This window comes from Trinickia sp. (assembly GCF_051953955.1).
Taxonomy (GTDB): Bacteria; Pseudomonadota; Gammaproteobacteria; order Burkholderiales; family Burkholderiaceae; genus Trinickia.
The window spans coordinates 1-25,347 of record NZ_JBQCIF010000023.1 but is presented as its reverse complement, the minus strand read 5'-3'; the positions used below and the strand labels follow the sequence as shown (position 1 = coordinate 25,347).

Sequence of the window (25,347 nt, the reverse complement as noted above, 5' to 3'; positions counted from 1 at the left end):
TACATGCAGCAATACCTGCGCATCAAAGCCGATCACCCCGGCACGCTGCTGTTCTTCCGCATGGGCGACTTCTACGAGCTCTTCTTCGACGATGCCGAAAAAGCCGCACGCCTGCTCGATCTGACGCTCACGCAGCGCGGGGCATCGGGCGGCAATCCGATCAAAATGGCCGGCGTGCCGTATCACGCCGTCGAGCAATATCTCGCGAAGCTCGTGAAATTCGGCGAGTCGGCCGCCATCTGCGAGCAGATCGGCGATCCGGCCACGTCCAAGGGGCCCGTCGAACGCAAGGTCGTACGCATCGTCACCCCGGGCACGCTCACCGATGCCGCCCTGCTCTCCGATAAGAGCGATCTCTATCTGCTCGCCGCTTGCCCCGCGCACAACAAGCGCGGCGTGACGACGGCGATCGGCCTCGCATGGCTGAACCTCGCGAGCGGTGCGCTACGGCTCGCCGAAGTCGCGCCGAGCGAGGTCGCCGCAGCGCTCGAGCGCATCCGGCCCGCCGAAGTGCTCGTCGCCGACGGCGCGGCCGATAGCCTGCCGGGCACGAGCTCCGGCACGCTCACGCGCGTGCCGGCTTGGCACTTCGACGTCGCCTCCGGCGTCCAGCGGCTGTGCGACCAACTGAACGTCGCCAGCCTCGACGGCTTCGGCGCCGAGGGGCTCACAAGCGCGTGCGGCGCCGCGGGCGCTGTGCTGCTCTATGCCGCTTCGACTCAAGGCCAGCAATTGCGCCACGTGCGCAGCCTAAAAGTCGAAACCGAATCCGAGTACATCGGGCTCGATCCGGCCACGCGCCGCAATCTAGAGTTGACCGAGACGCTGCGAGGCGGCGAATCGCCGACACTGTGCTCGCTGCTCGACACCTGCTGCTCGACGATGGGTAGCCGCCTGCTGCGTCATTGGCTCCATCATCCGCCGCGCGCCGCCGTCGTCGCGCAGTCGCGTCAGCAAGCGATCGGCGCATTGCTCGATGCCCCGCACGGCACGAGCCTCGACATGCTGCGCGGCACGCTGCGCAAGATAGCGGACGTCGAGCGCATCACGGGCCGCCTCGCGCTGCTCTCCGCGCGGCCGCGCGATCTATCGAGCCTGCGCGATACGTTCGCGACGCTGCCCGCGCTGCGCGAGCTCGTCACCGCGATGGCAGCCGGTACCCCCGCGCTCGAGCGCATCGGCACCGCACTCGAGCCGCCGGCCGGCTGCGTCGATCTGCTGACGCGCGCCGTGGCCGAAGAGCCGTCCGCGATGGTGCGCGACGGCGGCGTCATCGCGCGCGGCTACGATAGCGAGCTCGACGAGTTGCGCGACATTTCCGAGAACTGCGGCCAATTCCTGATCGATCTGGAAACGCGCGAACGGACGCGCACGGGCATCAACAATCTGCGCGTCGAGTACAACAAGGTCCACGGGTTCTACATCGAGGTCACGCGCGGCCAAACCGATAAGGTGCCCGACGATTATCGCCGCCGGCAAACGCTGAAGAACGCCGAGCGCTACATCACGCCCGAGCTCAAAGCGTTCGAGGACAAAGCGCTGTCGGCGCAAGAGCGTGCACTCGCGCGCGAACGCGCACTCTACGACGCGCTCCTGCAAACGCTGCTGCCGTTCATCGAAGACTGCCAGCGCGTCGCCGCCGCACTCGCCGAACTCGATTTGCTGGCTGCCTTCGCCGAGCGCGCGCAAGCGCTGCGCTGGGTCGCGCCGGAATTCTCGGAAGACGGCGGCATCGACATCGAGCAAGGACGCCACCCCGTCGTCGAAGCGCAAGTCGAGCAGTTCGTGGCGAACGATTGCCGCCTGAGCGTGGAGCGCAAACTGCTCTTGATCACCGGTCCGAACATGGGCGGCAAGTCGACGTTCATGCGGCAGACCGCCCTCATTGCGTTGATGGCCTACGTGGGCAGCTACGTGCCCGCGCAGCGGGCCCGCTTCGGCCCGATCGACCGCATTTTCACGCGTATCGGAGCCGCCGACGATCTCGCGGGCGGCCGTTCGACGTTCATGGTCGAGATGACCGAAGCGGCCGCGATTCTCAACGATGCGACCGAGCACAGCCTCGTGTTGATGGACGAAATCGGCCGCGGCACGTCCACGTTCGACGGTCTCGCGCTCGCATGGGCCATTGCCCGCCATCTGCTGTCGGCCAACGGCTGCTACACGTTGTTCGCGACGCACTACTTCGAGCTCACGCAATTGCCGGCCGAATTCGCACAGGCCGCCAACGTGCACTTGTCGGCCGTCGAGCACGGTCACGGCATCGTCTTCCTCCACGCCGTCAGCGAAGGGCCCGCAAGCCAAAGCTACGGCCTGCAAGTCGCACAGTTGGCAGGCGTCCCCTCGCCCGTGATCCGGGCCGCGCGCAAGCACCTCGCGCATCTCGAGCAGCAATCGGTCGCACAGGCCACGCCCCAGCTCGACTTGTTCGCGGCTCCGCTATACGTCGAGGATGCAGCCGACGAGCCGGAGGACACCGGCGTCGATACGGCCGCGCAATTGCCCCACCCTGCGCTCGAGCGGCTCAAGCAAATCGATCCGAACGAGCTTCGCCCGCGCGACGCGCTCGAGCTCATCTATGAACTGCATGAGCTCGCCAGCGCAGCGAACGCGTCCGGCAATCGGGAGCACGAGCGGTGACGATGCGCCGACGGGCGGGCGCGCATCGCGGCTTAGTCGCCATCGCGTTGACGTTGGGGTACCTGTCGTCGCTCGCCGGTCCCGCACGGGCTGCCGAGCCGCACTATGCGTTCGCCGTGATCTCCGGCGTCATGACGAGCCCTGCCGACGAGCCGGCTGCTCAACGCCTGATCGAAGCCATCGGGCTCGATCCGCGTCTAGCGTTCGTTGTCTACGACGGCAACATCAAAGGCCCCACCGAGCGCTGTGCCGATACGCTCTATGACAGGCGCGAGCAATTGCTCGAAGCATCGGCGCTGCCGCTCGTCGTGATTCCCGGACAGCACGATTGGGCCGATTGCGCGAGCGCGGCGGCCGGCGGCTACGACGCCGCGGAGCGGCTCGATTTTCTGCGCCAGACGTTGTTTTCGGACACGGTCTCGCTAGGCCGGCCCACGCTTGCATTGACGCGCGAAAGCGACGTTGCACGATTCCATGCGTTTCGTGAGAACGTCCGGTGGGAAGAGGACGACACCGTCTTCGTCGGCCTCGATGTGGTCGGCGGCAACAACCACTACTCGAACGCGGGCGGGCGCAACGGCGAATTCGACGATCGTGCCATCGCTTCCGCGTTTTGGCTCGAGCATGCGGCGGAATTTGCCAAACGGCGTCGCGCGAAAGCGCTCGTCGTCTTCATCGAGGCGGATCCCGACTTTGCTCGCTACGAAGAACACGCGGATCGCTTCGCCTGGCTTCGCTTCGCCCGGCATCGCAAGCCGGACGGGTACCTCGAATTCAAACGCAGCCTCGTGAATGCGGCGCAAACGTTTCGCGGCCCCATCGTGCTGATTCACCACAGCGCTCATGCGCCCGCAGACGGATTCGCCATCGATCAGCCGCTTTACAACGACAAGGGTGTGCGTGTCGCCAATTTGACGCGCATCGCGATCGCGCCGCGCGACGCTCGAACGCAATGGGTATCGTTCGATGTGAACTATCGCCGAGCCGCGCCGTTTCGCGTGAGCGTGCACACGGTACCGACATCGTTGCCGGCAACGCCGGGCGCACCGGCAGCACCGACGCAACCTCCGGCGTCGGCGGCGAGTGCGGCCGCGCCTACCATCGAACCGCTGCCGGGGATCCAGTATGTGATGCCGGCGCCGTCCGTGCCGCCACCCGCATCCGCGCCACCCGTGCCGCAGCCGGCCCCGTCGGAGCCGCCCCTCTTGCCCGATACCTTCAGCGAAGCGCCGGCGGGCATCGGCAGCGGCACCGCTACGCCCGCTTCACCCGCGAGCGCATCGTCCGCGCCTCGCGCGCCGACGCCGCCGGCGGAACCGAACTCAATGCAAGGTGGGGGCTCCTGAGGCGCCTTCCTCGTCGTCATCGTCTTCGTCGACGACTTCGATGCCTTCCGCGCCGTGCACGTGCGCGTGCTCGATTTCATCGGCCGTGGCTTCGCGCACTTCCTTGACGGTCAGGGCGAAGCGCAGCGCCATCCCGGCCAGCGGGTGGTTGCCGTCGAGCACCACTTTGTCTTCCGCGAGATCCGTCACCGTGTAGACGAGCGAATCCATTTCGTCCTCGCCGTCCTCGGGCGTGCCTTCGAACTGCATGCCGACTTCGAGCGGTTCAGGAAAGCGGTTGCGCGGCTCGATCTTCACGAGCTCGGGATCGTAATCGCCGAACGCGTCTTGAGGCTCGAGTTGGATCTGCGTCTGGAAGCCTGGCTCGTGCCCGTCGAGTTCTTCCTCGATTTTGGGGAACGTGCCATCATAGCCGCCGTGCAGATAGACCATCGGCTCGTCGCTTTCCTCGATGAGGTTGCCCTGGGCATCCGAGAGCTTGTACGCGACAGACACAACGGTGTTTTTTGCAATTTTCATTCGAGTCTCCAAAATACTTTCCCATTATACGATGCCCAAGCGGCCCTCCGACCATCCGGCCCGCACGGCGGCCACGCCTATTTCGTCCCTGACGCTCGCGGCGCCGCCCTCGCCCGACACGCCCACGCCTTTGCTCGGCGGCCTCACGCCGTCGCAGTTCATGCGGCGCTATTGGCAAAAGAAGCCCTTGTTGATCCGCGGCGCCATCGCCGGCGTCGAAGCTCCGCTTTCGCGCGACGCGTTGTTCGAGTTGGCTTCGAGTGACGATGCCGAATCGCGCCTCATCTCGCGAACGCGCGGGCGGTGGCGCCTCGACCATGGCCCGTTCGACGCCGGCATGCTTCCGAGCGTCAAGCGCCGCGATTGGACCTTGCTCGTGCAGGGCGTCGATCTGCACGACGATCGCGCGCGCGCCCTGCTCGACCGGTTTCGCTTCGTGCCCGACGCACGCTTGGACGACTTGATGATCTCCTACGCGACGGACGGCGGCGGTGTCGGCCCGCATTTCGATTCTTACGACGTCTTCCTGCTGCAGGTGCAAGGCACGCGCCGCTGGCGAATCTCAGCCCAGCGCGACCTGACTTTAAAACCTGGACTGCCGTTGAAGGTTTTACAGCATTTCGAGCCTGACGAAGAGTGGCTGCTCGAGCCCGGCGACATGCTGTATCTGCCGCCGCACATCGCGCACGACGGTGTGGCTCAAGGCGAATGCATGACCTGCTCGATCGGGTTTCGGGCCCCTTCGGCGAACGAGCTCATCGGCCAGTTTCTCTACTATTTGGCGGAACGGGGCGATGCCGCGCATTCGCAGGCCGGCGAGCGGCTCTATCGCGACCCGAACCAAAGCGCCGTGGCGCACCCGGCGAAGCTGCCCGACGCCCTCGTGGCCGAGCTTGGCGCGATCCTTGCACGCGTGAAGTGGACGGAACGGGACCTGGTCTCGTTCCTCGGCAGCTATTTGAGCGAGCCGAAGCCTCAAGTCGTCTTCGACACGCCGGAGCGGCCGCTGGTCGAAGCCGCGTTCGTTGCGCGCGCGCAGGCCCACGGTCTTCGTCTCGACAACAAGGCATCGCTGCTTTATGGCGCCCGAACCTACTTCATCAACGGTGAAGAATCGGCCCTTCCCCGCAGTCGCAAATGGCTCTGCGAATTGGCCGACGCTCGACGAATGGAGGGGAAACGCTTTGTAACACTCTCGACCGATGGGTCGGTGACAGGCTTGCTGTACGAGTGGTATCGTGCCGGCTGGGTACGAGTCGGCGCATTCCCATGAAGCTGGCCGCCCAACCTATCGATTACGGTTAAATTCTGTATGAGAAAGGCAACGTATTGACCCTGCTTTGTCGACGGTCGATACGAAAGTGCATATAATTTCCGCCCAAGCCGTGGGGAAGATTCACGCTCTGAAGTGCATCCCACCAGCGGCCTAGGTTGGTGTTGGAGCACATTACCGGTATTATTTCGCGCTGTTGCTTACCTTTAACCATAAAAGGACGTGATCATGAAGAAATCCCTCCTCGTAGCATCCCTGTTGGCGGCTGTTGCACTCGCTGCGTGCAACAAGAGCAGCGACCAAAACGCTGCCGCTCCGGCTAGCGACGCCGCTGCTGCTTCGGCTCCGGCTGCTGCTGCGAGCGATGCGGGCGCTGCTGCTTCGAGCGCTTCGGCTGCTGCTAGCGACGCCTCGGCTGCTGCGAGCGACGCGGGTGCTGCTGCTTCGGGCGCAGCTGCCGCTTCGGACGCTGGCGCTTCGGCCGCTGCTCCTGCTTCGGGCGCAAGCCAGTAAGCATTTGCCTGTATCGAGGCAACAAAAAACCGGCCTCGAGCCGGTTTTTTGTTGCCTACGCCCGCTGTTTCCGCCTAATACCCACGTCGTTACGCACGTAGTTGCCCGCACCCGCTTCGTTACCGCCACGGGTAACGCAAAGAGCACATTCAACGCCCACCGCAACCGAGCCAATCGAATCCCAGGTCTTGCGACGCGACCATGACGTCTTCGGCTACCGCGCCGAGCACCCTCGCCAGCGCGCCCTGCGCGAGCTCCGGCAGATTGTTTTGTTGACTCAGATGCGCCGCCACGACGTGCGTGAGCCGGCTCCTGTCCAGCGCCGCCAAAATGTCGGCGGCCGCGTCGTTGCTCAAATGTCCGTGATTGCCGCCGATACGCGCTTTCAGCGATTGCGGATAGCGGCTCGTCGCGAGCATTTGCGGGTCGTGATTGCATTCGAGCACGAGCGCATCGCAGCCGCTCAGCATGCTCGTAATGTGGGGCGTGGACGTTCCGACGTCGGTTAGGACCCCTAAGCGACGCGCGCCGTCCGAGAAGACGAATTGCAGCGGCTCCCGGGCGTCGTGGGGCACGGTGTAGGGTAGCACTTCGAGATCGCCGATAGCGGCCGTCTCGTCGCCCCAGAGCACATGCAAATCGACATCGGCGCAATCGGCGCCGACGGCCTTCGCCGTCCCCCAGCTCATATAGAGGGGCAGCGACCACTTGCGCGCGAGCGTCAGCGCGCTGCCGATGTGATCGCTATGTTCATGCGTGATGAGCACGGCATCGAGCGCATCGATGCCGTATTGAAGGCGCGCAAGGCGCCGCTCGAGTTCTTTCGCGGAGAATCCGCAATCGAGCAGCACGCGCGTCGAGGTATGGCCGCTGGCGGCCTCGACGACGAGGGCATTGCCCTCGCTACCGCTGCCGAGGCTTGCGAAGCGCATGGAACGAAGATCAGTTCAACTGAGCGTGCAGGAGCGAAATGATGTTTTTCGCCTCGGACGACGTATCGATCTGGCCGCTGGCATCGACGATCGATACGTCCGTGCCCGCCCCGTTCGGACGAACGTTGACGCGAAACTCCTTGCCGGACTTCTGCTTCTGCGAGTTGCTGTAGAACAGCTTGCCGAACAGGCCGTCGCGCTTCAGCTCTTGCGTCGAATCGGCGTAGCGAACGTAGTAAATACCTTTTTCGCGATCGCGATTGTCGACGGTGAAGTTCGTACGATCGAGCGCGAGCCCGACACGCAGCCAGGCCACGTCGAAGCGGTCGGCCAGCGCGAGCGTGGTGGTGCCGCCGCTCATGTCGATCGTGGCGGGCGCGGTGGCAGGCCGCGCGTCGGCGAGCAGTTGCTTCGACTGTGCCTCGGTCAGGCCGAACTGCTCCATCAGCTTCGACAGGAACACGGCCTCGAGCACCGGATTGCGCGGCCGCTCCACCCAGCGCGACGATTCCTTGTCCTGCCCCGTCATCATTTCTTCGAGCGCGCTGTGCGTGATCGAAACATCGGTCGAGCCGTTCGGCCCGCGCTCCACGAGCGTGCGGAAGCGGTCACGCGTGCCCGACGAGTACGCGAAATCGATGACGCGGCCGATCGTGCGGCGGAACCAATCGTCGGGAATGTTCGCGCGGTTCTCGGCCCAATCGGTCGTCATGATGCCCGTGGCGGGAACGTCCGTTTTCAGCACGAAGCCGTTGGATTTCCAGAACGCCTCGAGTTGCGGCCACAACTGATCGGGCGTGCGTCCGTCGACGACGAGCCAGCGGCGATCGCCGTCACGCTCGACGTGCATGCCGAGCGGATCTTGCGCGGTGGGCACGCCCTCGCTGGAGTTGCCGGCCGTCGTGGCGTTGCGCTGCGGCGCGCCGCCCAATGCCGCGCTGACGGGCGGCGCCGTGTACTGCGACTGCACCTTGGCTTCGTCGAGATCGCTCGGCACCTTCAGCGGCGGTGCGGAGCCCGTCGACTTGTAATCGACTCGATCGGTAGAGAACCAGTCGTTGAGCGTATCGCACCCTGCGAGCGTCGAGATCGCGAGCACGAGCGCCGCTGCGCGGATGGCATGGATAGAAAAAGCGGAACGTTTCATGAGGTCCTTCGTGATGCGCAACACATGCCTGCGACGGCGCTGAGCGTGGGCTCGGTTTCGACGTCGATGGGGACAGATACAACCGATCCGATGCGGCGGAACCGCACGCCGATCGCTTTATGCGAGCAAGCCCGCCTCGACGAGCGCCGCGCGCACCACGGGGTGGTACTGCGCATCGAGCGGCGTCAGCGGCAGGCGAATGCCGCTCTTGATCCGCCCCATCTGCTCGAGCGCCCACTTCACCGGAATCGGGTTCGATTCGATGAACAGGTGCTTGTGCAGCGAGAGCAGCTTGAAATGAATCTCGCGCGCCGTTTTGGCGTCGCCCGCGATCGCGGCCTTGCACAGCTCGCTCATCGCACGCGGCGCAACGTTGGCCGTGACCGAGATGTTGCCGTGCCCGCCGAGCAGCATCAGCGCAATCGCGGTCGGATCGTCGCCGCTCAGGATCGAGAAATGCGAAGGCGCCGCCTTGATCAGCTGCGCCGCGCGATCGATGTTGCCCGTCGCTTCCTTGACGCCGATGATGCCCGGCACTTGGGCGAGGCGCAAAACCGTTTCCGCCGACATGTCGGCCACGGTGCGGCCCGGCACGTTGTAGAGGATGACGGGCAGATCGACCGATTCCGCGATCTTCGCGAAGTGGCGATACATGCCTTCTTGCGTCGGCTTGTTGTAGTAAGGCACGACCTGCAGCGTGGCGCTGGCCCCGAGCGACTTCGCCTGCTTCGTCAGCTCGACCGCTTCGACGGTGGAGTTGCCGCCTGCGCCGGCGATGACCGGAATGCGCCCGGCCGTATGCTCCACGGCCGTCTGGATCATGAGGACATGCTCCTCGACCGACAACGTGGCCGATTCACCGCTCGTTCCGACGACGCACAGGGCGTTCGTGCCCTCTTCGATGTGCCAATCGATCAGCTTGCGAAACGCCGGCAGATCGAGCTCGCCGGTTTCGAGCATCGGCGTGACGATCGCCGGAATACTGCCGCCAATGCGCAGGCCGCCTTGGGTGCCGCTGGATGTGCCGTTAGCCATGAAACGCCATGAATTCAAACGTGAAAACGCGATTGTAGCGGATTAGCAGGCCAAATCGTAACGCACGGTGGCCGCGCCGCCGGTCGTGGCACGGCCCGGGGGGGAAGCGCCGGCAAGGACCGGCAGGCCCGGGCCCGAGCCGTCACGAGTACGACAGCCCCATTGCCTCGCGGACGTCGCGCATCGTCTCGGTCGCGAACTTGCGCGCCTTGTCGCAGCCGTCGGCCACGATCGCGCGCAGCAGCGACGGATCGTCCATGTATTTTTGCGCGCGTTCGAGCATCGGCTGCTGCTCGCGCAAGATGCCTTCGATCACGGGCTGCTTGCACTCGAGGCAGCCGATCCCCGCGGAGCGGCAGCCCTTTTGCACCCACTCGTGCGTCGCTTCGTCCGAATAGACCTGGTGCAACTGCCACACGGGGCACTTGTCCGGGTCGCCCGGATCGGTGCGGCGCACGCGCGCGGGATCGGTCGGCATCGTGCGAACCTTTTTCGTGATCGTCTCCGCGTCCTCGCGCAGGCCGATCGTGTTGCCGTAAGACTTCGACATCTTCTGCCCGTCGAGCCCCGGCATGCGCGACGCCTTCGTCAGCATGACCTGCGGCTCGACGAGGATGATTTTGCGCGAACCTTCGAGATAGCCGAACAGCCGCTCGCGATCGCTCATCGACAAGCTTTGCGACTCCTGCAGCATCGCGCGCGCTTGCTCGAGCGCCTCGTCGTCGCCTTCCTGCTGATACGCGTTGCGCAGTTCGTGATAGAGCTTCGAGCGCTTGCCGCCGAGCTTTTTCGCCGCGTCCAGCGCCTTCTCCTCGAATCCCGGCTCGCGCCCGTACAGGTAGTTGAACCGGCGCGCGATCTCGCGCGTCATTTCGACGTGCGGGACTTGATCCTCGCCAACGGGCACGAGCGAGGCGCGATACAGCAGGATGTCGGCCGCCATCAGGACCGGATAGCCGAGAAAGCCGTACGTGGACAAATCCTTGTCCTTGAGCTTTTCGATCTGCTCCTTGTAGGTCGGCACCCGCTCGAGCCAGCCGAGCGGCGCACTCATGCCGAGCAGCAGCGCGAGCTCGGCATGCTCGGGCACGCGGCTTTGAATGAACAGCGTCGCCTGCGCCGGATCGATGCCCGACGCGAGCCAGTCGATCAGCACTTCCCAGACGTTCTTTTCGATGACCTCGGGCGTTTCGTAGTGCGTCGTCAGCGCGTGCCAATCGACGACGCAAAAGAAGCACGGATACTCCGACTGAAGCCGGACCCAGTTCTTGAGCACACCGTGGTAGTGGCCGAGGTGGAGCGACCCTGTCGGGCGCATGCCGGAAAAGATACGGTCTGGAAACATGGTTTCAGGTCAGTTGAGAAGCGAAGCAAGAGGAGTCAGGATGGTCGTCACGGCATCGTAGCCGAACGAAACCAGCGGGCGCAGCCAAACTTTGGTCAGAAGTCCCGTCACGAGCAGGGCCATGACGATGAAAAAACCCCATCGCTCCAAGCGAGCGAGCGCAAGTGCCGGCCGTGGCGGCAGCAGCGCCATCAGCACCCGCCCGCCGTCGAGCGGCGGCAGCGGAAAAAGATTGATCACGCCGAGCACGAGATTGACGCCGACGCCGGCCGCCGCCATCCGCGTGAAAAACGGCTCGTCGACGCCGAGCCCCGGCAGCAGCACGGCCACCACGCCCCAGAGCAGCGCCTGGATGAAATTCGACAGCGGGCCGGCCAGCGCGACCCAGAACGTGCCCCAGCGCGGATTGCGCAGATTGCGGAACACGACGGGCACGGGCTTCGCATACCCGAACATGAAGGCGCCGCCGGTCAGAAAATAGAGCACCAGCGGAATCGCGATCGTCCCGACCGGATCGATGTGGCGCATCGGGTTGAACGAAACGCGCCCCATCATGTAGGCGGTGTTGTCGCCGAGCAGGCGAGCGACGTACCCGTGCGCGGCCTCGTGCAGCGTGATGGCGAAAATCACCGGCAGCGCGTAGACGACGATCGTCTGGATCAAAGAGGGATTCATGGAAGTATTGTAACAAGCGCCCAGACGAGTCCCGCCGCCGCGGCACTCACGCCGCCTCGAGCCCGAACGGCTCGAGCGAGCCTCGGCCCGCGCGCACGAGCACGGGCGTCTCGCCCGTCAGATCGATGACCGTCGACGGCTCGCGCGGGCAGGCGCCGCCATCGATGACGAGATCGATCTGCTTTTCGAGACGGCTGCGGATTTCCTCGGGATCGTTGAGCGGTTCGTCCTCGGACGGCAGAATCAGCGTCGTGGCCATCAACGGCTCGCCGAGCGCTTCGAGCAGCGCGAGCGTAATGGCGTGGTCGGGCACGCGCAAGCCGATCGTTTTGCGCGACGGATGCGACAGGCGCCGCGGCACCTCTTTCGTCGCCAGCAGGATGAACACGTAGGGCCCCGGCGTCACGGACTTGATGAGCCGAAACTGCCGGTTGTCGACCATCGCGAACGTCGCCAGTTCGGACAGGTCGCGCACGAGCAGCGACAAATGCTGCCGCTCGTCGAGCCCGCGAATGCGGCGCACGCGCGTGACGGCGTCCTTGTCGTCGAGGCGGCACGCTAGCGCGTAGCTCGAATCGGTCGGCAGCGCGATCACGCCGCCCTCCTTCACGATCTGGATGGCTTGCGAGATCAGGCGCGGCTGCGGGTTGTCAGGGTGAATCCTGAAGAATTGGGACATGAGCGAGCAGTCGATGAACCGACGGAAACGGCAGAAACGGCAGAAACGGCGATCCCTCGCCGCGCACGGTTTGAACCAAAGACACCAGTGGGCGCGCTAAAGCCAGCGCTCCCAAACGGGCGTGAGATCGGACGGCAGCGGCGGCAGCTTGCCGAGCTCGGTGCGCCCTTCCGCCGGCGCATGGAAATCCGAGCCGCGCGAGGCCTCGAAGCCGAAGCGGCGAGCGACATCGGCATATTCGCGGTATTGATCGGGCGTGTGGCTGCCCGTCACGACTTCGATGGCCTTGCCGCCCAGATCGATGAACTGGCCGAACAGCGTGTCGAACTCGAGCGGCGTGTACTTGTAGCGGCCCGGATGGGCAATGACTGCAACCCCGCCCGCGGCCAGGATCCATTCGACGGCGTTCTCAAGCGAGGCCCACCGGTGCGGGACGTAGCCGGGCTTGCCTTCGCCGAGGTAGCGGTCGAAGACGTCCGCCGTCGACGCCGCATGGCCCCGCTCGACGAGAAAGCGCGCAAAGTGCGTGCGCGAGATCAGATCGGGGTTCGACACGTACCGCAGCGCGCCCTCGTAGGCGCCTTCGATCCCGACCGCGGCAAGCGCGTCGCTCATTGCCTGCGCGCGCTGCGCGCGCCCGCTGCGCGTGGCGAGGAGCCCCGCGACGAGCGCCGGGCACGATGGATCGATGCCGAGGCCGACGACGTGCACCGTGCGAGACGCCCAAGTGACCGAAATCTCGACGCCATTCAAGTAGCGCATGCCGAGCGACTCGGCTTCGGCGCGCGCGGGCGCCTGCCCCGCCAATACGTCGTGATCGGTCAGCGCCCACAGGGTGACGCCGCCCGCGTGCGCGCGGCGTGCGACCTCGGCGGGCGTGAGCTGGCCGTCGGAGACGTTCGAATGGCAGTGAAGATCGGCGTTCATGCTGTGGGTATCGGGTAATCCGTTCATTTTACCCGCAACGCCCGGTTCGAGCGGGCCAACCGCTCACCGTATCTTCGTGTGCGCTAAGCGCCGCTATGCGCAAAACGCTTCGATGAGCGCAGCCACTTGCTCCGGCTGATCGTGATGAACCATGTGTCCGGCGTCTTCGATGAGCTTTTCGCGCCAATCGGGAAACGCTGCGAACCTCGCCTTGTACTCGCTCAGCGGAATCGTGCCGGCCAGCATGGACAAAGTCGGCGAGCCGACGGCCTCGACGTGCAGCACCTTCGCCGTCACCTTCGACCAAACGGCCATCACTTCGTCCAAGCGATACAGCAGCGGCCCGTGATGCTTGTGCGCCGGGTCGGCAAGCAGGCAATAACGGCCGTCGTCGCCCGGCTTCGCCCAGTGGCGGGACAAGAAACGCGCGCGCTCGAGCGCGAGCCGCGGGTTCGTCTTCATCAGGCGCGCGGCCACCTCGTCGAGCGACGCGTAGGGTTTGAGCCGAGCCGGCTCGCGGATATCGTCGAGCCATGCCGCCAGCCGCCGCGGCCATTCGCTCGGGTGCGCGGGCGCGAGCCCGAAACCCTCGAGATCGACGACGCGCCGAACGCGCGCCGGGCGTGCACCCGCGTAGAGGCACGCCACGTTCGCGCCCATGCTGTGCCCGACGAGATTGACCTGCCCGCTCGGCGCGTAATGATCGAGCAGCGCGTCGAGATCGGTCAGATAGTCATGGAACCAGTAGTGTCCGCCGCCGCGCTCGGCAACGGGCCAATCCGAAAGCCCGAAGCCGCGCGCATCGGGCGCAATGACCTGCCAATCGCCGCCCAACGCGTCGACGACGAACTGGAACGACGCCGATACGTCCATCCAGCCATGCAGCATGAAGAGCGTCGGCGCATCGGGGTTCCCCCAGCGCCGCGCGTGCAGCTTGATGCCACGGACGGTGACGAAATCGGATCGCGAGTCGTTCATATCGAGTTTCGGTAGCGGCGAAAAAAGAATGGTCGTTCGATTATATCGGCCAATCGCTGTTTTTGCCGACGCCGGGCGTGCCGTTCGTTAGACGGTTCCCTCGACGATGCTGCCGGCACCCACTCGCAACGGGCGCATGCTCAACGTTCGCGAGCGCTGTCCACATCGGGATGGGGATCGGGCTGCGTGCCCGGGGCATGGGCCGCCAGGGCCGCCAACTCGTCTTCGTCGAAACCGGCCTCGCGCCGCGCGTCGAAGTTGAAGGGGCCGCGCAGCCGCGGCGCGCGATACTGCTCGGCCAGGCGGGTGTAGGCCTCATGGGGGTCCAGCGCCCGCGCTTCGCATAGATGCCGGAACCATCGGTTGCCGATGCGAACGTGCCCGATTTCGTCGCGCAAAATGACATCGAGGATCGCTGCCGATGGCGCGTCCCCCGCCTGCAGCAAACGCGCGCGGATCGGCGGCGAAGCATCGAGCCCGCGCGCCTCGAGCGTGCGCGGCACGAGCGCCATCCGTGCGAGGACGTCGTCGCTCGTGCGTGCACACATGTCCCAGAGGCCATCGTGGGCTGGATAGTCGCCGTAGGCATGGCCGAACTCGCGTAGGCGCGCCTGCAACAATCCGAAGTGGCGGGCCTCCTCGAACGCCACCTGCAGCCAATCGGCGTAGAACGCTTCGGGCATGCCGCGAAACCGCCAGACGGCATCCAGCGCGAGATTGATTGCGTTGAATTCGATATGGGCAATCGCATGCAGCAAGACGGCCCGCCCCTCTTCGGTCTGCATCCCGCGGTGGCGCAAACGCCGCGGCTCGACCAGAAGAGGCTTGACGGGACGCCCCGGCAGGCCGGCGGGCTCCGTGATGATTTCATCAGCACGGCATCTCGCCTCCCCGGCTCGATAGCGCGCGTGGAGCATACCAACCGCGGCAACCTTGGCGTCCGGCTCCCGCTCGCTCAGGGCGGCGAGTGCAGCGCTTCGCATGTCGAAGGCGGCATCGTTGGGCGAAAAAGGGCGAGACGCTGGCGGGTTCATCGGCGAGGGTATCGATAAAGATGAAAAAGACAGAGCGCGTAGCGGGGATGGGAAGCATCGGTTGCGAGGCAGCGCAAGCACCGCGGCACGGCCGCCAAGCGGACCGTTTACAATATGCGATTCGACACCCCCCGCGCGGCGGCGCCGCCCATGCCGCTGCATTGTACCGGCCCGTTGCGCCGGGCTGGCCAAAGGAGACATCGTTGTGCCGATCTACAAGCTGGGAGCGCATGCTCCAACGATTCACGAGAGCGTCTTCGTGGCCGATACCGCCACGATCGTAGGCAAGGTGACGCTCGAGGAAAACGCGAGCGTATGGTTCGGCGCGGCCATTCGCGGCGACAACGAGCCGATCACGGTCGGCGTCGGCAGCAACGTCCAAGAAGGTGCTGTCCTTCATACCGATCCGGGCCGCCCGCTCGCCATCGGCCGGAACGTGACCGTCGGGCATCAAGCGATGCTGCACGGCTGCACGATCGGCGACGGCTCGCTCGTCGGCATTCAGGCGGTGATCTTGAATGGTGCGGTCATCGGCCGCAACTGTCTGGTCGGCGCCGGCAGCGTCGTCACCGAGAACAAGACGTTTCCCGACCGGTCGCTGATTCTCGGCGCGCCGGCCCGCGTCGCCCGAGAACTGACGGACGAGGAAGTCGCCGGCCTCGAAAGAAGCGCCGCGAGCTACGTGGAGCGCCGCGACCTATTCAAGGCACAGCTCGTGCGTATCGGCTAACGTGCGGCGCCCCCCGCTGCCGGCTCCGCCGGCGGCATCGACGATTGATTGAAGGAAGAGTTGTGGACGACCAGCTGCAAAAATTCATGTTCGCCAGCGCGCCGGTACGCGGAGAGATCGTCTCGCTGCGCAACACCTGGCAGGAAGTGCTCGTGCGCCGGCAGTACCCCACGGCCGTGCGCGACATCCTCGGCGAGATGATGGCCGCCTGCGCGCTGCTGTCGGCGAACCTGAAATTCGACGGCACGATGATCATGCAGATTTTCGGCGACGGGCCGATCAAGATGCTCGTCGTGCATTGCAACTCGTCGTTGACGATGCGCGCCACGGCAAAGATCTCGAGCGAATTCGACGAAACGCTGAGCGAAAGCCTGTCTTTCGTCGAACTGCTCAACGCAAGCGGCCATGGGCGCTGCGTCATCACGCTCGATCCGGCGGACAAGTTCCCCGGCCAGCAGCCGTACCAGGGGATCGTGCCGTTGAACGGACAAGAGGGCCCGCTGCAGTCGATCGCACAAGTGCTCGAGCACTACATGCATCACTCCGAGCAGCTCGATACGCGCCTGTGGCTCGCCGCGAACACCGACCGCGCCGTCGGCATGCTGCTGCAAAAGCTGCCCGGCGACGGCGGCATCGTCCCGCACGCGGGCGAGCACGATGCCGATACGTGGGAGCGCGTCTGCGTGCTCGGCAGCACGCTTTCGCCGGCCGAACTGCTCGGGGAAGAACCTCAGACGCTCTTCAGGCGTCTATTCTGGCAAGAGAACGTGCAGCACTTCGCGCCGACGCTTACCCGCTTCGAATGCAGTTGCTCGCGCGAACGCGTCGGTTCCATGCTGAAGATGCTCGGGCGTGATGAAGTCGACAGCGTGATCGACGAGCAAGGACGGGTCGAGATTCATTGCGAGTACTGCAACCAGCGCTACGAATTCGATCCTGTCGATGTCGCGCAATTGTTCGCGGCGCGCGAGGTATCGTCCGGCGTCGCACCGGTGCAATCGCAGCAGCACTGAGCGCCGCTCGGCTCGTGTCCGCCGCGGCCCCGCCGCGTTCGCGCTTCGTTCGCTTCGTTCGTCGCAACACTCGGAGTTCGCCCCATGAACGCATTGCTCCGCCCGCTTCAGTCGCTCGCGCGTGCGGCCGCGCCGGGCCGCATCGTCAGCATGGCCGCCGGCGCGGCGCTCGCTGCCGCGCTGGGCGGGTGCGTCGTTGCCCCGCCGCCCGGCATCGTGCTGAGCCGCCTCGCCCCAGGGCAACCGGGCGCCAGCGAGAGCGCCCGCCCGCTCAGCCCTGATGAGAAAAAGCGTTACGCCGAAATCGACAAGCAGGTCACGCGGGAGCAAAACGAGGCTATCGCTGCCGATACTTGGGCGCGCTACTACACGCCCCACTATTATTCGGCGCCCGTGACGTTCGGCGGTTATTACGGCGGATGGAACAGCGGCTGGGGCGTGAGCTATTACAGCCCCGGCTACTACCCCGGTTATTACCCGGGCTGGTGGTGGTGACGCAATAGCGTAGCGAAGGTGCACGCCGGGTGCCGCGTGCGGGGCGATGCTTCGGCGTCAACCGGCGTTGTGGGACTTCTGGCCGGCCGTATGCTTGTTCTTTTCGGCTGCGCGCTTCTTTTCGGAACGCTTCGGCTTCTCGCGTGAAACGGGATTCGGCACGACGCTGACGGGCGCGGCCGATACTTCGCCGCGTGTCGACGTAGTGCTCGGCGCGAGATTGGCCGGCACGCTCGATGTCGCATTCGGCGAAACGAATTGCACGAACACCTCGCCGTCCTTGACCATGCCCATCTCGTAGCGCGCGCGCTCCTCCACGGCAGCCGTGCCGTTTTGGAGATCTTGCACTTCCCCTTCGAGCTGTTCGTTGCGCAGTTTCTCGTCGGCGTTCTTTTGTTGCTGCGCCGCCAATTGTCCACGCAATGCGTGCACGCTCAGCCACCCGCCATGGCCCCACCAGAGCGGATACTGAATCAGCGCGAGCAGGGCGAGAAGGACGACGGTGACGAGGCGCATTCAAAGAGCCGCAGATTCAAAACCGCCCCGGGCGAAGCACGGGGCGGCATGCTAAACGAACGAGTGAAGCGACGAGTGCGTCAACGCAGGTTATAGAACGTCGACTTGCCCGGGTAGCTGGCGATATCGCCGAGATCTTCCTCGATTCGCAACAATTGGTTGTACTTCGAGATGCGATCGCTGCGCGAGAGCGAGCCCGTCTTGATCTGCCCGGCGTTCAAGCCCACGGCGATGTCGGCGATCGTCGAATCTTCCGTTTCGCCCGAGCGGTGCGAAATGACGGCCGTGTAGCCGGCGCGCTTGGCCATTTCGATCGCGGCGAACGTTTCCGTCAGCGTGCCGATCTGGTTGATCTTGATCAGGATCGAGTTCGCGATGCCCTTCTCGATGCCTTCCTTCAGAATGCGCGTGTTCGTCACGAACAGGTCGTCGCCGACGAGTTGGATCTTCTTGCCGAGCTTGTCCGTCAAGAGCTTCCAGCCGTCCCAGTCGCTCTCGTGCATGCCGTCCTCGATCGAAACGATCGGGAATTTGTCGGCGAGCGTGGCCAGGTAGTCGGTGAATTCCGCCGACGACAGCTGCAGGCCTTCACCGGCCAGCTGGTATTTGCCGTCGTGGTAGAACTCGCTGGCCGCGCAATCGAGCGCGAGCAGGACGTCTTCGCCGGCACGGTAGCCGGCCTTCTCGATCGCTTGCAGGATCGCGGACAGACATTCGGCGTTGCTGCCGAAGTTCGGTGCGAAGCCGCCTTCGTCGCCCACGGCCGTGCTCATGCCGCGGTCGGACAAGATCTTCTTCAGCGCATGGAACACTTCCGCGCCGCAACGGAGCGCTTCGCGGAACGTCGGCTGGCTGACCGGGACGATCATGAATTCTTGGATGTCGAGGCTGTTGTTCGCGTGCGCGCCGCCGTTGACGATGTTCATCATCGGCACCGGCAGTTGCATCGCGCCCGAGCCGCCGAAGTAGCGGTACAGGGGCAGGCCCGCTTCCTCAGCCGCGGCCTTCGCGACGGCCATCGAAACGGCCAGCATCGCGTTCGCGCCCAGGCGCGACTTGTTGTCGGTGCCGTCGAGCTCGAGCAGCGTCTTGTCGAGGAACGCTTGCTCCGACGCGTCGAGGCCCATGATCGCTTCGGAAATCTCGGTGTTGATGTGCTCCACCGCCTTGAGCACGCCCTTGCCGCTGTAGCGGCCGGCTTCGCCGTCGCGCAGCTCGATCGCCTCGCGCGAGCCCGTCGACGCGCCCGAAGGCACGGCCGCACGGCCCATCGTGCCCGATTCGAGCAGCACATCGCATTCGACGGTCGGATTGCCTCGCGAATCCAAAATCTCGCGGCCGATGATATCTACGATTGCACTCATGATTTCCTCTTAGATGACGATGAATTCTCTTTCTTGACACCAGTGCGGTCAGTTGAAATCGCGCTCGATGAAGGCAGTGCGTTTCACGACGGAATCCAATGCGACGAGCGTCTCCAGCAAGTCGCTCATGCGCCGCAGCGGCACGGCATTAGGGCCGTCCGACAGCGCGCACGCGGGATCGGGGTGCGTTTCCATGAACAGGCCCGCCACGCCGACGGCAACCGCCGCACGCGACAGCACGGGGACGAACTCGCGTTGGCCGCCCGAACTCGTGCCCTGCCCGCCCGGCAGCTGCACCGAGTGCGTGGCGTCGAACACGACGGGGGCGCCCGTCTCACGCATGATCGCGAGCGAACGCATGTCCGAGACGAGATTGTTGTAACCGAACGATGCGCCGCGCTCGCAGGCCAGAAAGCGATCTTCCGACAGGCCCGCTTCGCGCGCGGCATCGCGCGCCTTGTCGATGACGTTCTTCATGTCGTGCGGCGCGAGAAACTGACCCTTCTTGATGTTCACGGGCTTGCCCGAGCGCGCGCAGGCATGGATGAAATCGGTTTGACGGCAAAGAAATGCCGGCGTTTGCAGGACGTCGACGACGGCCGCCGCCTGCTCGATCTGCTCGACGTCGTGCACGTCGGTCAGCACGGGCACGCCGAGCTGGCGCTTGACTTCGGCGAGAATGCGCAAGCCTTCGTCCACGCCGGGCCCGCGAAACGACTTGCCCGAGCTGCGATTGGCCTTGTCGTACGAGGACTTGTAGATGAACGGGATGCCGAGCTTCGCGCAAATCTCCTTGAGCCGGCCGGCCGTATCGATCGTCATCTGCTCCGATTCGACGACGCAGGTACCCGCGATCAAAAAGAACGGCTCATCGAGACCGACTTCGAAATCGCACAGCTTCATGCCTTCTCCTTGCGCGCCTCGTGACAGGCCCGCGCCGCTTCGACGAACGACTTGAACAGCGGATGGCCGTCGCGCGGCGTCGACGTGAATTCAGGGTGGAACTGCACGCCGACGAACCACGGATGCAGGCTGCGCGACAGCTCCATCATTTCGGGCAGATCCTCGCTCGGCGTGCGCGCGCTGATGATGAGCCCACCGCCTTCGAGCTGCGGCACGTAGCGGTTATTGACTTCATAACGGTGGCGATGACGCTCGTTCACGTCCTTGCCGTAGATCTCCTCGGCCAGCGTGCCGGGCTTGATCGGGCAGCGCTGCGAGCCGAGGCGCATCGTGCCGCCGAGATCGGACTCTTCCGTACGCTTTTCGACGCGGCCTTCGCGGTCGTACCATTCGGTGATCAGCGCGACGACACGGTGCTCCGTGCCAGCGTCGAACTCGGTACTGTTCGCGCCTTGCAGGCCGACGACGTCGCGCGCGAATTCGATCACGGCCAGTTGCATGCCGAGGCAGATGCCGAGATACGGCACCTTCGCTTCGCGGGCATAGCGGATCGCCGCGATCTTGCCTTCGGTGCCGCGACGGCCGAAGCCGCCCGGCACGAGCACGGCGTCGAGATGCTTGAGGCTTTCGACGCCTTCCGTTTCGATCTGTTCCGAATCGATGTACTCGATGTTGACCTTCGTCGACGTATGCACCGATGCATGGCGCAGCGCTTCGATCAGCGACTTGTACGATTCGGTCAGATCGACGTACTTGCCGACCATGCCGATCGTGACTTCATGCTTCGGCTGCTCGAGCTTCTCGACGATCGCCGACCACATCGACAGATCGGCCGGCTTCGGCTGCAGCTTCAGTTCCTCGCAAATGATGGTGTCGAGGCCTTGATCGTGCAGCATCTGCGGAATCTTGTAGATGCTGTCGACGTCCCACACCGAGATGACGGCGTCTTCGGGAACGTTCGAGAACATCGAGATCTTCTTGCATTCGTCGTCCGGAATGCGGCGATCGGCGCGGCACAGCAGTACGTGCGGCAAGATTCCGATCTCGCGTAGCTTCTGCACGCTGTGTTGCGTCGGCTTCGTCTTCAGTTCGCCCGCCGTCGCGATGAACGGCACGAGCGTCAGGTGCACGAAGCAAGCGCTGTTGCGGCCGAGACGCAGGCTCATTTGCCGCGCCGCCTCGAGGAACGGCAGCGATTCGATGTCGCCGACGGTGCCGCCGATTTCGACGATCGCCACGTCGGGCTCGCCGCAGGTGGCCGACGCCGCCCCGCGCTCGATGAACGCTTGGATCTCGTTCGTGATGTGGGGAATCACCTGCACGGTCTTGCCGAGGTAATCGCCCCGGCGCTCCTTGCGGATCACCGATTCGTAGATCTGCCCGGTCGTGAAGTTGTTCGCGCGGCGCATCTTCGTGCTGATGAACCGCTCGTAGTGACCGAGGTCGAGATCCGTCTCAGCGCCGTCTTCCGTGACGAACACTTCGCCGTGCTGAAACGGGCTCATCGTGCCGGGGTCGACGTTGATGTAGGGATCGAGCTTGAGGAGGGTGACTTTGAGACCGCGCGATTCGAGAATCGCGGCGAGAGAAGCGGCGGCAATGCCCTTGCCGAGGGACGACACTACGCCGCCGGTGACGAAAACATATTTAGTCATCGCTGGATGCTCGCGGGAAAAACGGATTATACCTTAGGGTCCGCCCTCATATGAACAGACGTGCGAGTGTCCGCCTGAACCCCAGCGATCGAGGCAAGCCGGCGCCGACGGAAATGCCTGAGACGGCTGAAACAGCTGAAACGCCCGCCCCGCCCCCGAACGCGCTACCCGCCCTCGCGCAACACGCGCAGCATGCCTTGCAGCGCCCGCGCCGTTTCGATCGGCCGCTCCATCGGGAACAAGTGGCTGCCCTCCATCCATTCGATACGGCCGCGCGCCGCACGCCGCGTCACCTCGAGGCCGACTTGGCGAATCTCTTTCGAATGCGTGCCGGCGATGAACCCGAGCGGCACCGGCGCTCCATGCGCGAGGCGCGGCCCCAACGTGCGCGGCAGCGTTCGGTAGATCCGGTATTCGATGTCGCGATCGAACGCGAGCGTGCGCTTTCCATCGGGCGAGCTTTGCGGAATGCCGAAATCGACGTAGTCCGACAAAACCCGCTCGTCCCAGCGGGCGAACGCGCGCTTCGCGTGGAAGTGGCGCCACGCATCGTCGCGGCTCGCCCACTGCGTGCGGCGCTTGCGCGTGGCCGCGGCCGGCGAGAGCCGCTCGTCGAGCCCCGTCCATTGCGTGAAGCGCAAGACGTTCGCGCGCCAGCCCGCGATGACGGGTGAATCGAGCATCACCACGCCGCGCACCCAATGCGGATGCTTGAGCGCGGCCATGAGCGAGAGATATCCGCCCAGCGAGTGGCCGACGAGCCAGACCGGACGCTCGTAGCGGCGGCCGATGTCGGCGAGCAGTTCGTCGACGAGATGCGGCCAGTCGCTCGTGACCGGATAGCGGGAATCGTGGCCGATGCGCTCGATGTAGCGAAGCTCGTAATCATCGGAGAGTTCGGCGAACAGCGTGCGGTAGGTCGATGCCGGAAAACCGTTCGCGTGCGAAAAGTGGATGATGTCTTTCAAGCGCCGCTGCCTCCAAGTTCGTCTCTCATCGATCCATCCAGTAGCGCGCATGCGATTCGCGATAACGCTCGAGCGCAGGGGCGCCGTCGGTCGTCTCGAACCGCACCGCGCCGTCGCGATCGGTGCGCGCGAGTGCGATGCCGCGCGCCTCGAAACGCGACCACACGTGCGGATGGGGATGACCAAAGCGATTGCGATAGCCTACCTGAAATACCGCGGCGCGCGGATCGACCCTGTCGAGGAAAGGCTCGGTCGATGAAGTCTTGCTGCCGTGGTGGGCCACGAGCAGCAGGTCGGCCCGCAATGCCTCGGGTGAGCGGCCGGCGAGCACGCGCTCTGCCGAGGCGCCGATGTCGCCCGTCAGCAATGCGCTCGTTCTTGCGGCCGCGATCTTCAGCACGCACGATTGTTCGTTCGAACGCCGCGGCAACGGTCCCGGATCGGGCCAGAGCACCTCGAATTCGACACCGTCCCACGCCCAGCGCTGCCCGGCCGCGCAACGCAGCGGCTCGGCGCCGTATGCGCTTGCCATCGCCCAGAGCCGGTGTGCGCGTGGCAATCCGCCCAGCACCTGCCGTACCTCGAGCGCATCGAGCACCGCCGGCACGCCGCCGGCATGATCGGCATCGCCGTGGCTCACGACGAGCGCATCGAGACGCGCGACGCCGTTCGCATGCAGATGAGGGGCGACGATCCGCACGCCGGCATTCGTCGATTCGGGGCCTGGGCCTGCGTCGAACAGCAGTGCGCGATGGCGCGTTTCGACGAGAATCGACGCGCCCTGCCCGACGTCGAGCGCAGTCAGCCGAAACGCGCCCGCCTCGATGTCCGCCGCGGGCGGGATGACGAGCGGTAGCCAACTGAGCGGCGCCGCGAACCGCAACGGCCAGCCGCGCGGCATCAAGCACCACGCAACGCCCGCGAGTGCGGCGACCAGCCCCCACGGCGACGGCCGCGGCAAGTGCCGATCGGCCCACGGCAACTCTGCCAGGCCGCCCAGCATCCGCATCAATGGCTCCAGCAGCGCATGCGCCAGTTGATAGCCGAGTGCATCGAGCGGCGCCGGCAACACGATCGCAACGAGGATCACCGGGACGACGAGCAGGCTGACCCAAGGGACGGCCACCGCATTCGCGAGCGGCCCGGCGAGCGAGACCTGCGAGAACCACAACGCCGTGAGCGGCGCAAGGCCGATCGTCACGGCCCATTGCGCGCGGAGCGCATCGACGCAGCGCCGCCGCAGCATCGCGAGGCGGCGGCGCCACGGTGGGCGCCGGTCCCGGTCAGGACCAGCGTGCTCGCGCGATGGTTGCCATGCGGGATCGCTCGCGCGCACCGCCTCGATCGGATCGTGCCCGTCGTCTTCGTCTTCGTCTTCGTCTTCGTCTTCGCGCACGCGCAGCCGGCCACGCATCGCGAAGGCGATGAACGCGACCGCCCCGAACGACAGCCAGAAGCCGGCCGCCGTCACGGCCCACGGATCGACGATGAGCACGAGCGCCGCAGCCCACGCCAATATGAGCGAAAACGCCACGCTGCGGCCGAGCACGAACGCTACGCTCGCCACGACGAGCATCCACAACGCACGCTGGGCCGGCACGTTGAAACCCGCTAGCGCCGCATAACCGGCCGCGCTCGCCACGCCGGCCGCCGCCGCGACGATCGGCGCGGGCAGCGTGAGCGGCCATTCGCGCGCGCCACGCCGCGCGAGGATCGCGCCGAGCCCGCACGAGCGGCGCCACAGCCAGGCCGCGAGCGCAGCCGCCAGGCCTGCGACGAAGCCGATGTGGAGCCCCGAGACCGCGACGAGATGGCTCGTCCCCGTGCGGCGCAACGTGAGCCGATCGCGCTCGGCAATGGCGTCTTGCACGCCGATTGCAAGTGCCGCCACGATGCCGTGATGCGTGGCGCCGCCCAGCGCCTGTCCTACGCGCTCGCGCAAACCGAAGCGCACGCGGTCGATCGAGGCGCCGATTCGCCCGATTCCGCCGGCTGCGCCGGGCAACCGTTGCGCCGACGCGCCGCGGGCGACGTAGCCCGTCGCACGCACGCCGCGAGCCAGAAATGCCGCCTCGGCATCATGGCCGCCGAAGTTCGCATGCCCGTGCGGACGCTTGAGCCGCACCGTCAAACGCCACCGCTCCCCTGGCTGGAGCCTCGGAACGGCGCTGCCGCCGCGGCCGGACCAGCTCAGTTGCACGATGGATGGAAAACGCTCGATGCCCGTCGTGCGAGCGGCGTCCCTGGTGTCGACCGCAAACAAAAACCGCACACCGTCGGCGTCTTGCGTGGGCAAGCCGCGGATCGATCCCGTGAGCGCGATGTCGCGCGACTCCCAAGCGATAGGCAGCGCCTCGGCCATGCGTATCTCCGCACGCAGGGCCGCGTAGGCATAACCCGCAACGCAGGCGGCGGCGAACGTTGCCAAGGGCAGCGCGGCGCCACGGTACTGGGCCGCCCACCGCCCCGCCATGCGGCACGCCGAAGCCCGCGCGCCAGCCCTCGCCACCGGCCGCCTGGGCCCGCAAGCGAAGGCAAACGCGCACGCGGCAGCAAACGACAGACCGAGCGCCGCCCATTCCCAACGCCCCGGCAGCGCCGCGCGTTGCTGCAGCAGTGCGATGCCGAGCGCAAAGCCGATCAACATCGCCCGCATTCGC

23 protein-coding genes are annotated in these 25,347 nt (G+C 65.5%); 7 read left to right on the top strand and 16 right to left on the bottom strand.

Annotated elements, in window-relative coordinates; genetic code table 11:
• Positions 1-3: 3 nt before the first annotated feature.
• Positions 4-2,640 carry a DNA mismatch repair protein MutS gene (mutS, locus tag ACTHNZ_RS04345; RefSeq protein WP_440541270.1) on the top strand — a complete coding sequence of 879 codons (2,637 nt, stop codon included), beginning with the start codon at positions 4-6 and terminating at the stop codon, positions 2,638-2,640.
• Positions 2,641-2,642: 2 nt separating this feature from the next.
• On the top strand, positions 2,643-3,986 hold the full coding sequence (locus tag ACTHNZ_RS04340) for a hypothetical protein (protein WP_440541268.1): 1,344 nt from the start codon (positions 2,643-2,645) through the stop codon (positions 3,984-3,986).
• Here the strand turns inward: ACTHNZ_RS04340 and ACTHNZ_RS04335 are convergent.
• The gene (locus ACTHNZ_RS04335) at positions 3,963-4,505 is read right to left on the bottom strand and encodes an FKBP-type peptidyl-prolyl cis-trans isomerase (protein ID WP_440541267.1); all 543 of its coding nucleotides are present in this window, start codon (positions 4,503-4,505) and stop codon (positions 3,963-3,965) included. The two genes, ACTHNZ_RS04340 and ACTHNZ_RS04335, sit on opposite strands and share 24 nt — an antisense overlap.
• 31 nt (positions 4,506-4,536) lie before the next feature.
• Between ACTHNZ_RS04335 and ACTHNZ_RS04330 the strand changes: the two genes are divergently transcribed.
• A complete protein-coding gene (locus ACTHNZ_RS04330) occupies positions 4,537-5,778 on the top strand; it encodes a JmjC domain-containing protein (RefSeq protein WP_440541266.1) in 1,242 nt (413 codons plus the stop codon).
• Positions 5,779-6,006: 228 nt separating this feature from the next.
• Positions 6,007-6,291 (top strand): hypothetical protein, encoded by a 285-nt coding sequence (locus ACTHNZ_RS04325; RefSeq protein ID WP_440541265.1) that lies wholly within the window; start codon positions 6,007-6,009, stop codon positions 6,289-6,291.
• A 149-nt stretch (positions 6,292-6,440) separates the two neighbouring features.
• Here the strand turns inward: ACTHNZ_RS04325 and ACTHNZ_RS04320 are convergent, their stop codons facing one another.
• The 9 genes from ACTHNZ_RS04320 to ACTHNZ_RS04280 all read right to left on the bottom strand — a co-directional run bounded on the left by ACTHNZ_RS04320 (position 6,441) and on the right by ACTHNZ_RS04280 (position 15,043).
• Positions 6,441-7,223, bottom strand: coding sequence for an MBL fold metallo-hydrolase (locus ACTHNZ_RS04320; protein ID WP_440541264.1), 783 nt, complete (start codon positions 7,221-7,223; stop codon positions 6,441-6,443).
• 10 nt (positions 7,224-7,233) lie between these two features.
• Complete coding sequence (gene bamC / locus ACTHNZ_RS04315; RefSeq protein WP_440541263.1) at positions 7,234-8,370, bottom strand: outer membrane protein assembly factor BamC; 1,137 nt, start codon at positions 8,368-8,370, stop codon at positions 7,234-7,236.
• A 117-nt stretch (positions 8,371-8,487) separates the two neighbouring features.
• Positions 8,488-9,405, bottom strand: coding sequence for a 4-hydroxy-tetrahydrodipicolinate synthase (dapA, locus tag ACTHNZ_RS04310; RefSeq protein WP_440541262.1), 918 nt, complete (start codon positions 9,403-9,405; stop codon positions 8,488-8,490).
• Positions 9,406-9,547: 142 nt separating this feature from the next.
• Positions 9,548-10,750 carry a tryptophan--tRNA ligase gene (locus ACTHNZ_RS04305; RefSeq protein WP_440541261.1) on the bottom strand — a complete coding sequence of 401 codons (1,203 nt, stop codon included), beginning with the start codon at positions 10,748-10,750 and terminating at the stop codon, positions 9,548-9,550.
• Positions 10,751-10,759: 9 nt separating this feature from the next.
• The gene (locus tag ACTHNZ_RS04300; RefSeq protein ID WP_440541260.1) at positions 10,760-11,425 is read right to left on the bottom strand and encodes a site-2 protease family protein; all 666 of its coding nucleotides are present in this window, start codon (positions 11,423-11,425) and stop codon (positions 10,760-10,762) included.
• Positions 11,426-11,471: 46 nt separating this feature from the next.
• Complete coding sequence (locus tag ACTHNZ_RS04295) at positions 11,472-12,104, bottom strand: L-threonylcarbamoyladenylate synthase (protein ID WP_440541259.1); 633 nt, start codon at positions 12,102-12,104, stop codon at positions 11,472-11,474.
• A 96-nt stretch (positions 12,105-12,200) separates the two neighbouring features.
• Positions 12,201-13,031: a 3',5'-nucleoside bisphosphate phosphatase gene (locus tag ACTHNZ_RS04290; RefSeq protein WP_440541258.1), complete on the bottom strand. Its 831-nt coding sequence runs from the start codon at positions 13,029-13,031 to the stop codon at positions 12,201-12,203.
• Between the two features lie 93 nt (positions 13,032-13,124).
• The gene (locus ACTHNZ_RS04285; protein WP_440541257.1) at positions 13,125-14,009 is read right to left on the bottom strand and encodes an alpha/beta fold hydrolase; all 885 of its coding nucleotides are present in this window, start codon (positions 14,007-14,009) and stop codon (positions 13,125-13,127) included.
• A gap of 140 nt (positions 14,010-14,149) precedes the next feature.
• Entirely contained in the window at positions 14,150-15,043 is an 894-nt protein-coding gene (locus ACTHNZ_RS04280) for a ferritin-like domain-containing protein (protein WP_440541256.1), read from the bottom strand.
• A 205-nt stretch (positions 15,044-15,248) separates the two neighbouring features.
• On the opposite strand from ACTHNZ_RS04280, the gene ACTHNZ_RS04275 reads away from it, so the two are divergent.
• The 3 genes from ACTHNZ_RS04275 to ACTHNZ_RS04265 all read left to right on the top strand — a co-directional run bounded on the left by ACTHNZ_RS04275 (position 15,249) and on the right by ACTHNZ_RS04265 (position 17,281).
• A complete protein-coding gene (locus tag ACTHNZ_RS04275; protein ID WP_440541255.1) occupies positions 15,249-15,773 on the top strand; it encodes a gamma carbonic anhydrase family protein in 525 nt (174 codons plus the stop codon).
• Between the two features lie 62 nt (positions 15,774-15,835).
• The gene (hslO, locus tag ACTHNZ_RS04270) at positions 15,836-16,786 is read left to right on the top strand and encodes an Hsp33 family molecular chaperone HslO (protein WP_440541254.1); all 951 of its coding nucleotides are present in this window, start codon (positions 15,836-15,838) and stop codon (positions 16,784-16,786) included.
• Positions 16,787-16,870: 84 nt separating this feature from the next.
• A complete protein-coding gene (locus ACTHNZ_RS04265; RefSeq protein ID WP_440541253.1) occupies positions 16,871-17,281 on the top strand; it encodes a hypothetical protein in 411 nt (136 codons plus the stop codon).
• Positions 17,282-17,338: 57 nt separating this feature from the next.
• Here ACTHNZ_RS04265 and ftsB read toward each other — a convergent pair whose 3' ends face one another.
• From ftsB to ACTHNZ_RS04235, 6 genes are all read right to left on the bottom strand, one after another.
• On the bottom strand, positions 17,339-17,797 hold the full coding sequence (gene ftsB, locus ACTHNZ_RS04260; RefSeq protein ID WP_440541252.1) for a cell division protein FtsB: 459 nt from the start codon (positions 17,795-17,797) through the stop codon (positions 17,339-17,341).
• A gap of 80 nt (positions 17,798-17,877) precedes the next feature.
• Positions 17,878-19,161 (bottom strand): phosphopyruvate hydratase, encoded by a 1,284-nt coding sequence (gene eno, locus ACTHNZ_RS04255; protein ID WP_430361341.1) that lies wholly within the window; start codon positions 19,159-19,161, stop codon positions 17,878-17,880.
• Positions 19,162-19,209: 48 nt separating this feature from the next.
• Positions 19,210-20,064: a 3-deoxy-8-phosphooctulonate synthase gene (gene kdsA / locus ACTHNZ_RS04250; protein ID WP_440541251.1), complete on the bottom strand. Its 855-nt coding sequence runs from the start codon at positions 20,062-20,064 to the stop codon at positions 19,210-19,212.
• Positions 20,061-21,719, bottom strand: coding sequence for a CTP synthase (locus ACTHNZ_RS04245; protein ID WP_440541250.1), 1,659 nt, complete (start codon positions 21,717-21,719; stop codon positions 20,061-20,063). Before ACTHNZ_RS04245 ends, kdsA begins: the two co-directional genes overlap by 4 nt.
• Positions 21,720-21,883: 164 nt before the next feature.
• A complete protein-coding gene (locus ACTHNZ_RS04240; RefSeq protein ID WP_440541249.1) occupies positions 21,884-22,687 on the bottom strand; it encodes an alpha/beta fold hydrolase in 804 nt (267 codons plus the stop codon).
• A gap of 25 nt (positions 22,688-22,712) precedes the next feature.
• The gene (locus ACTHNZ_RS04235) at positions 22,713-25,343 is read right to left on the bottom strand and encodes a DNA internalization-related competence protein ComEC/Rec2 (RefSeq protein WP_440541269.1); all 2,631 of its coding nucleotides are present in this window, start codon (positions 25,341-25,343) and stop codon (positions 22,713-22,715) included.
• Positions 25,344-25,347: the final 4 nt, after the last annotated feature.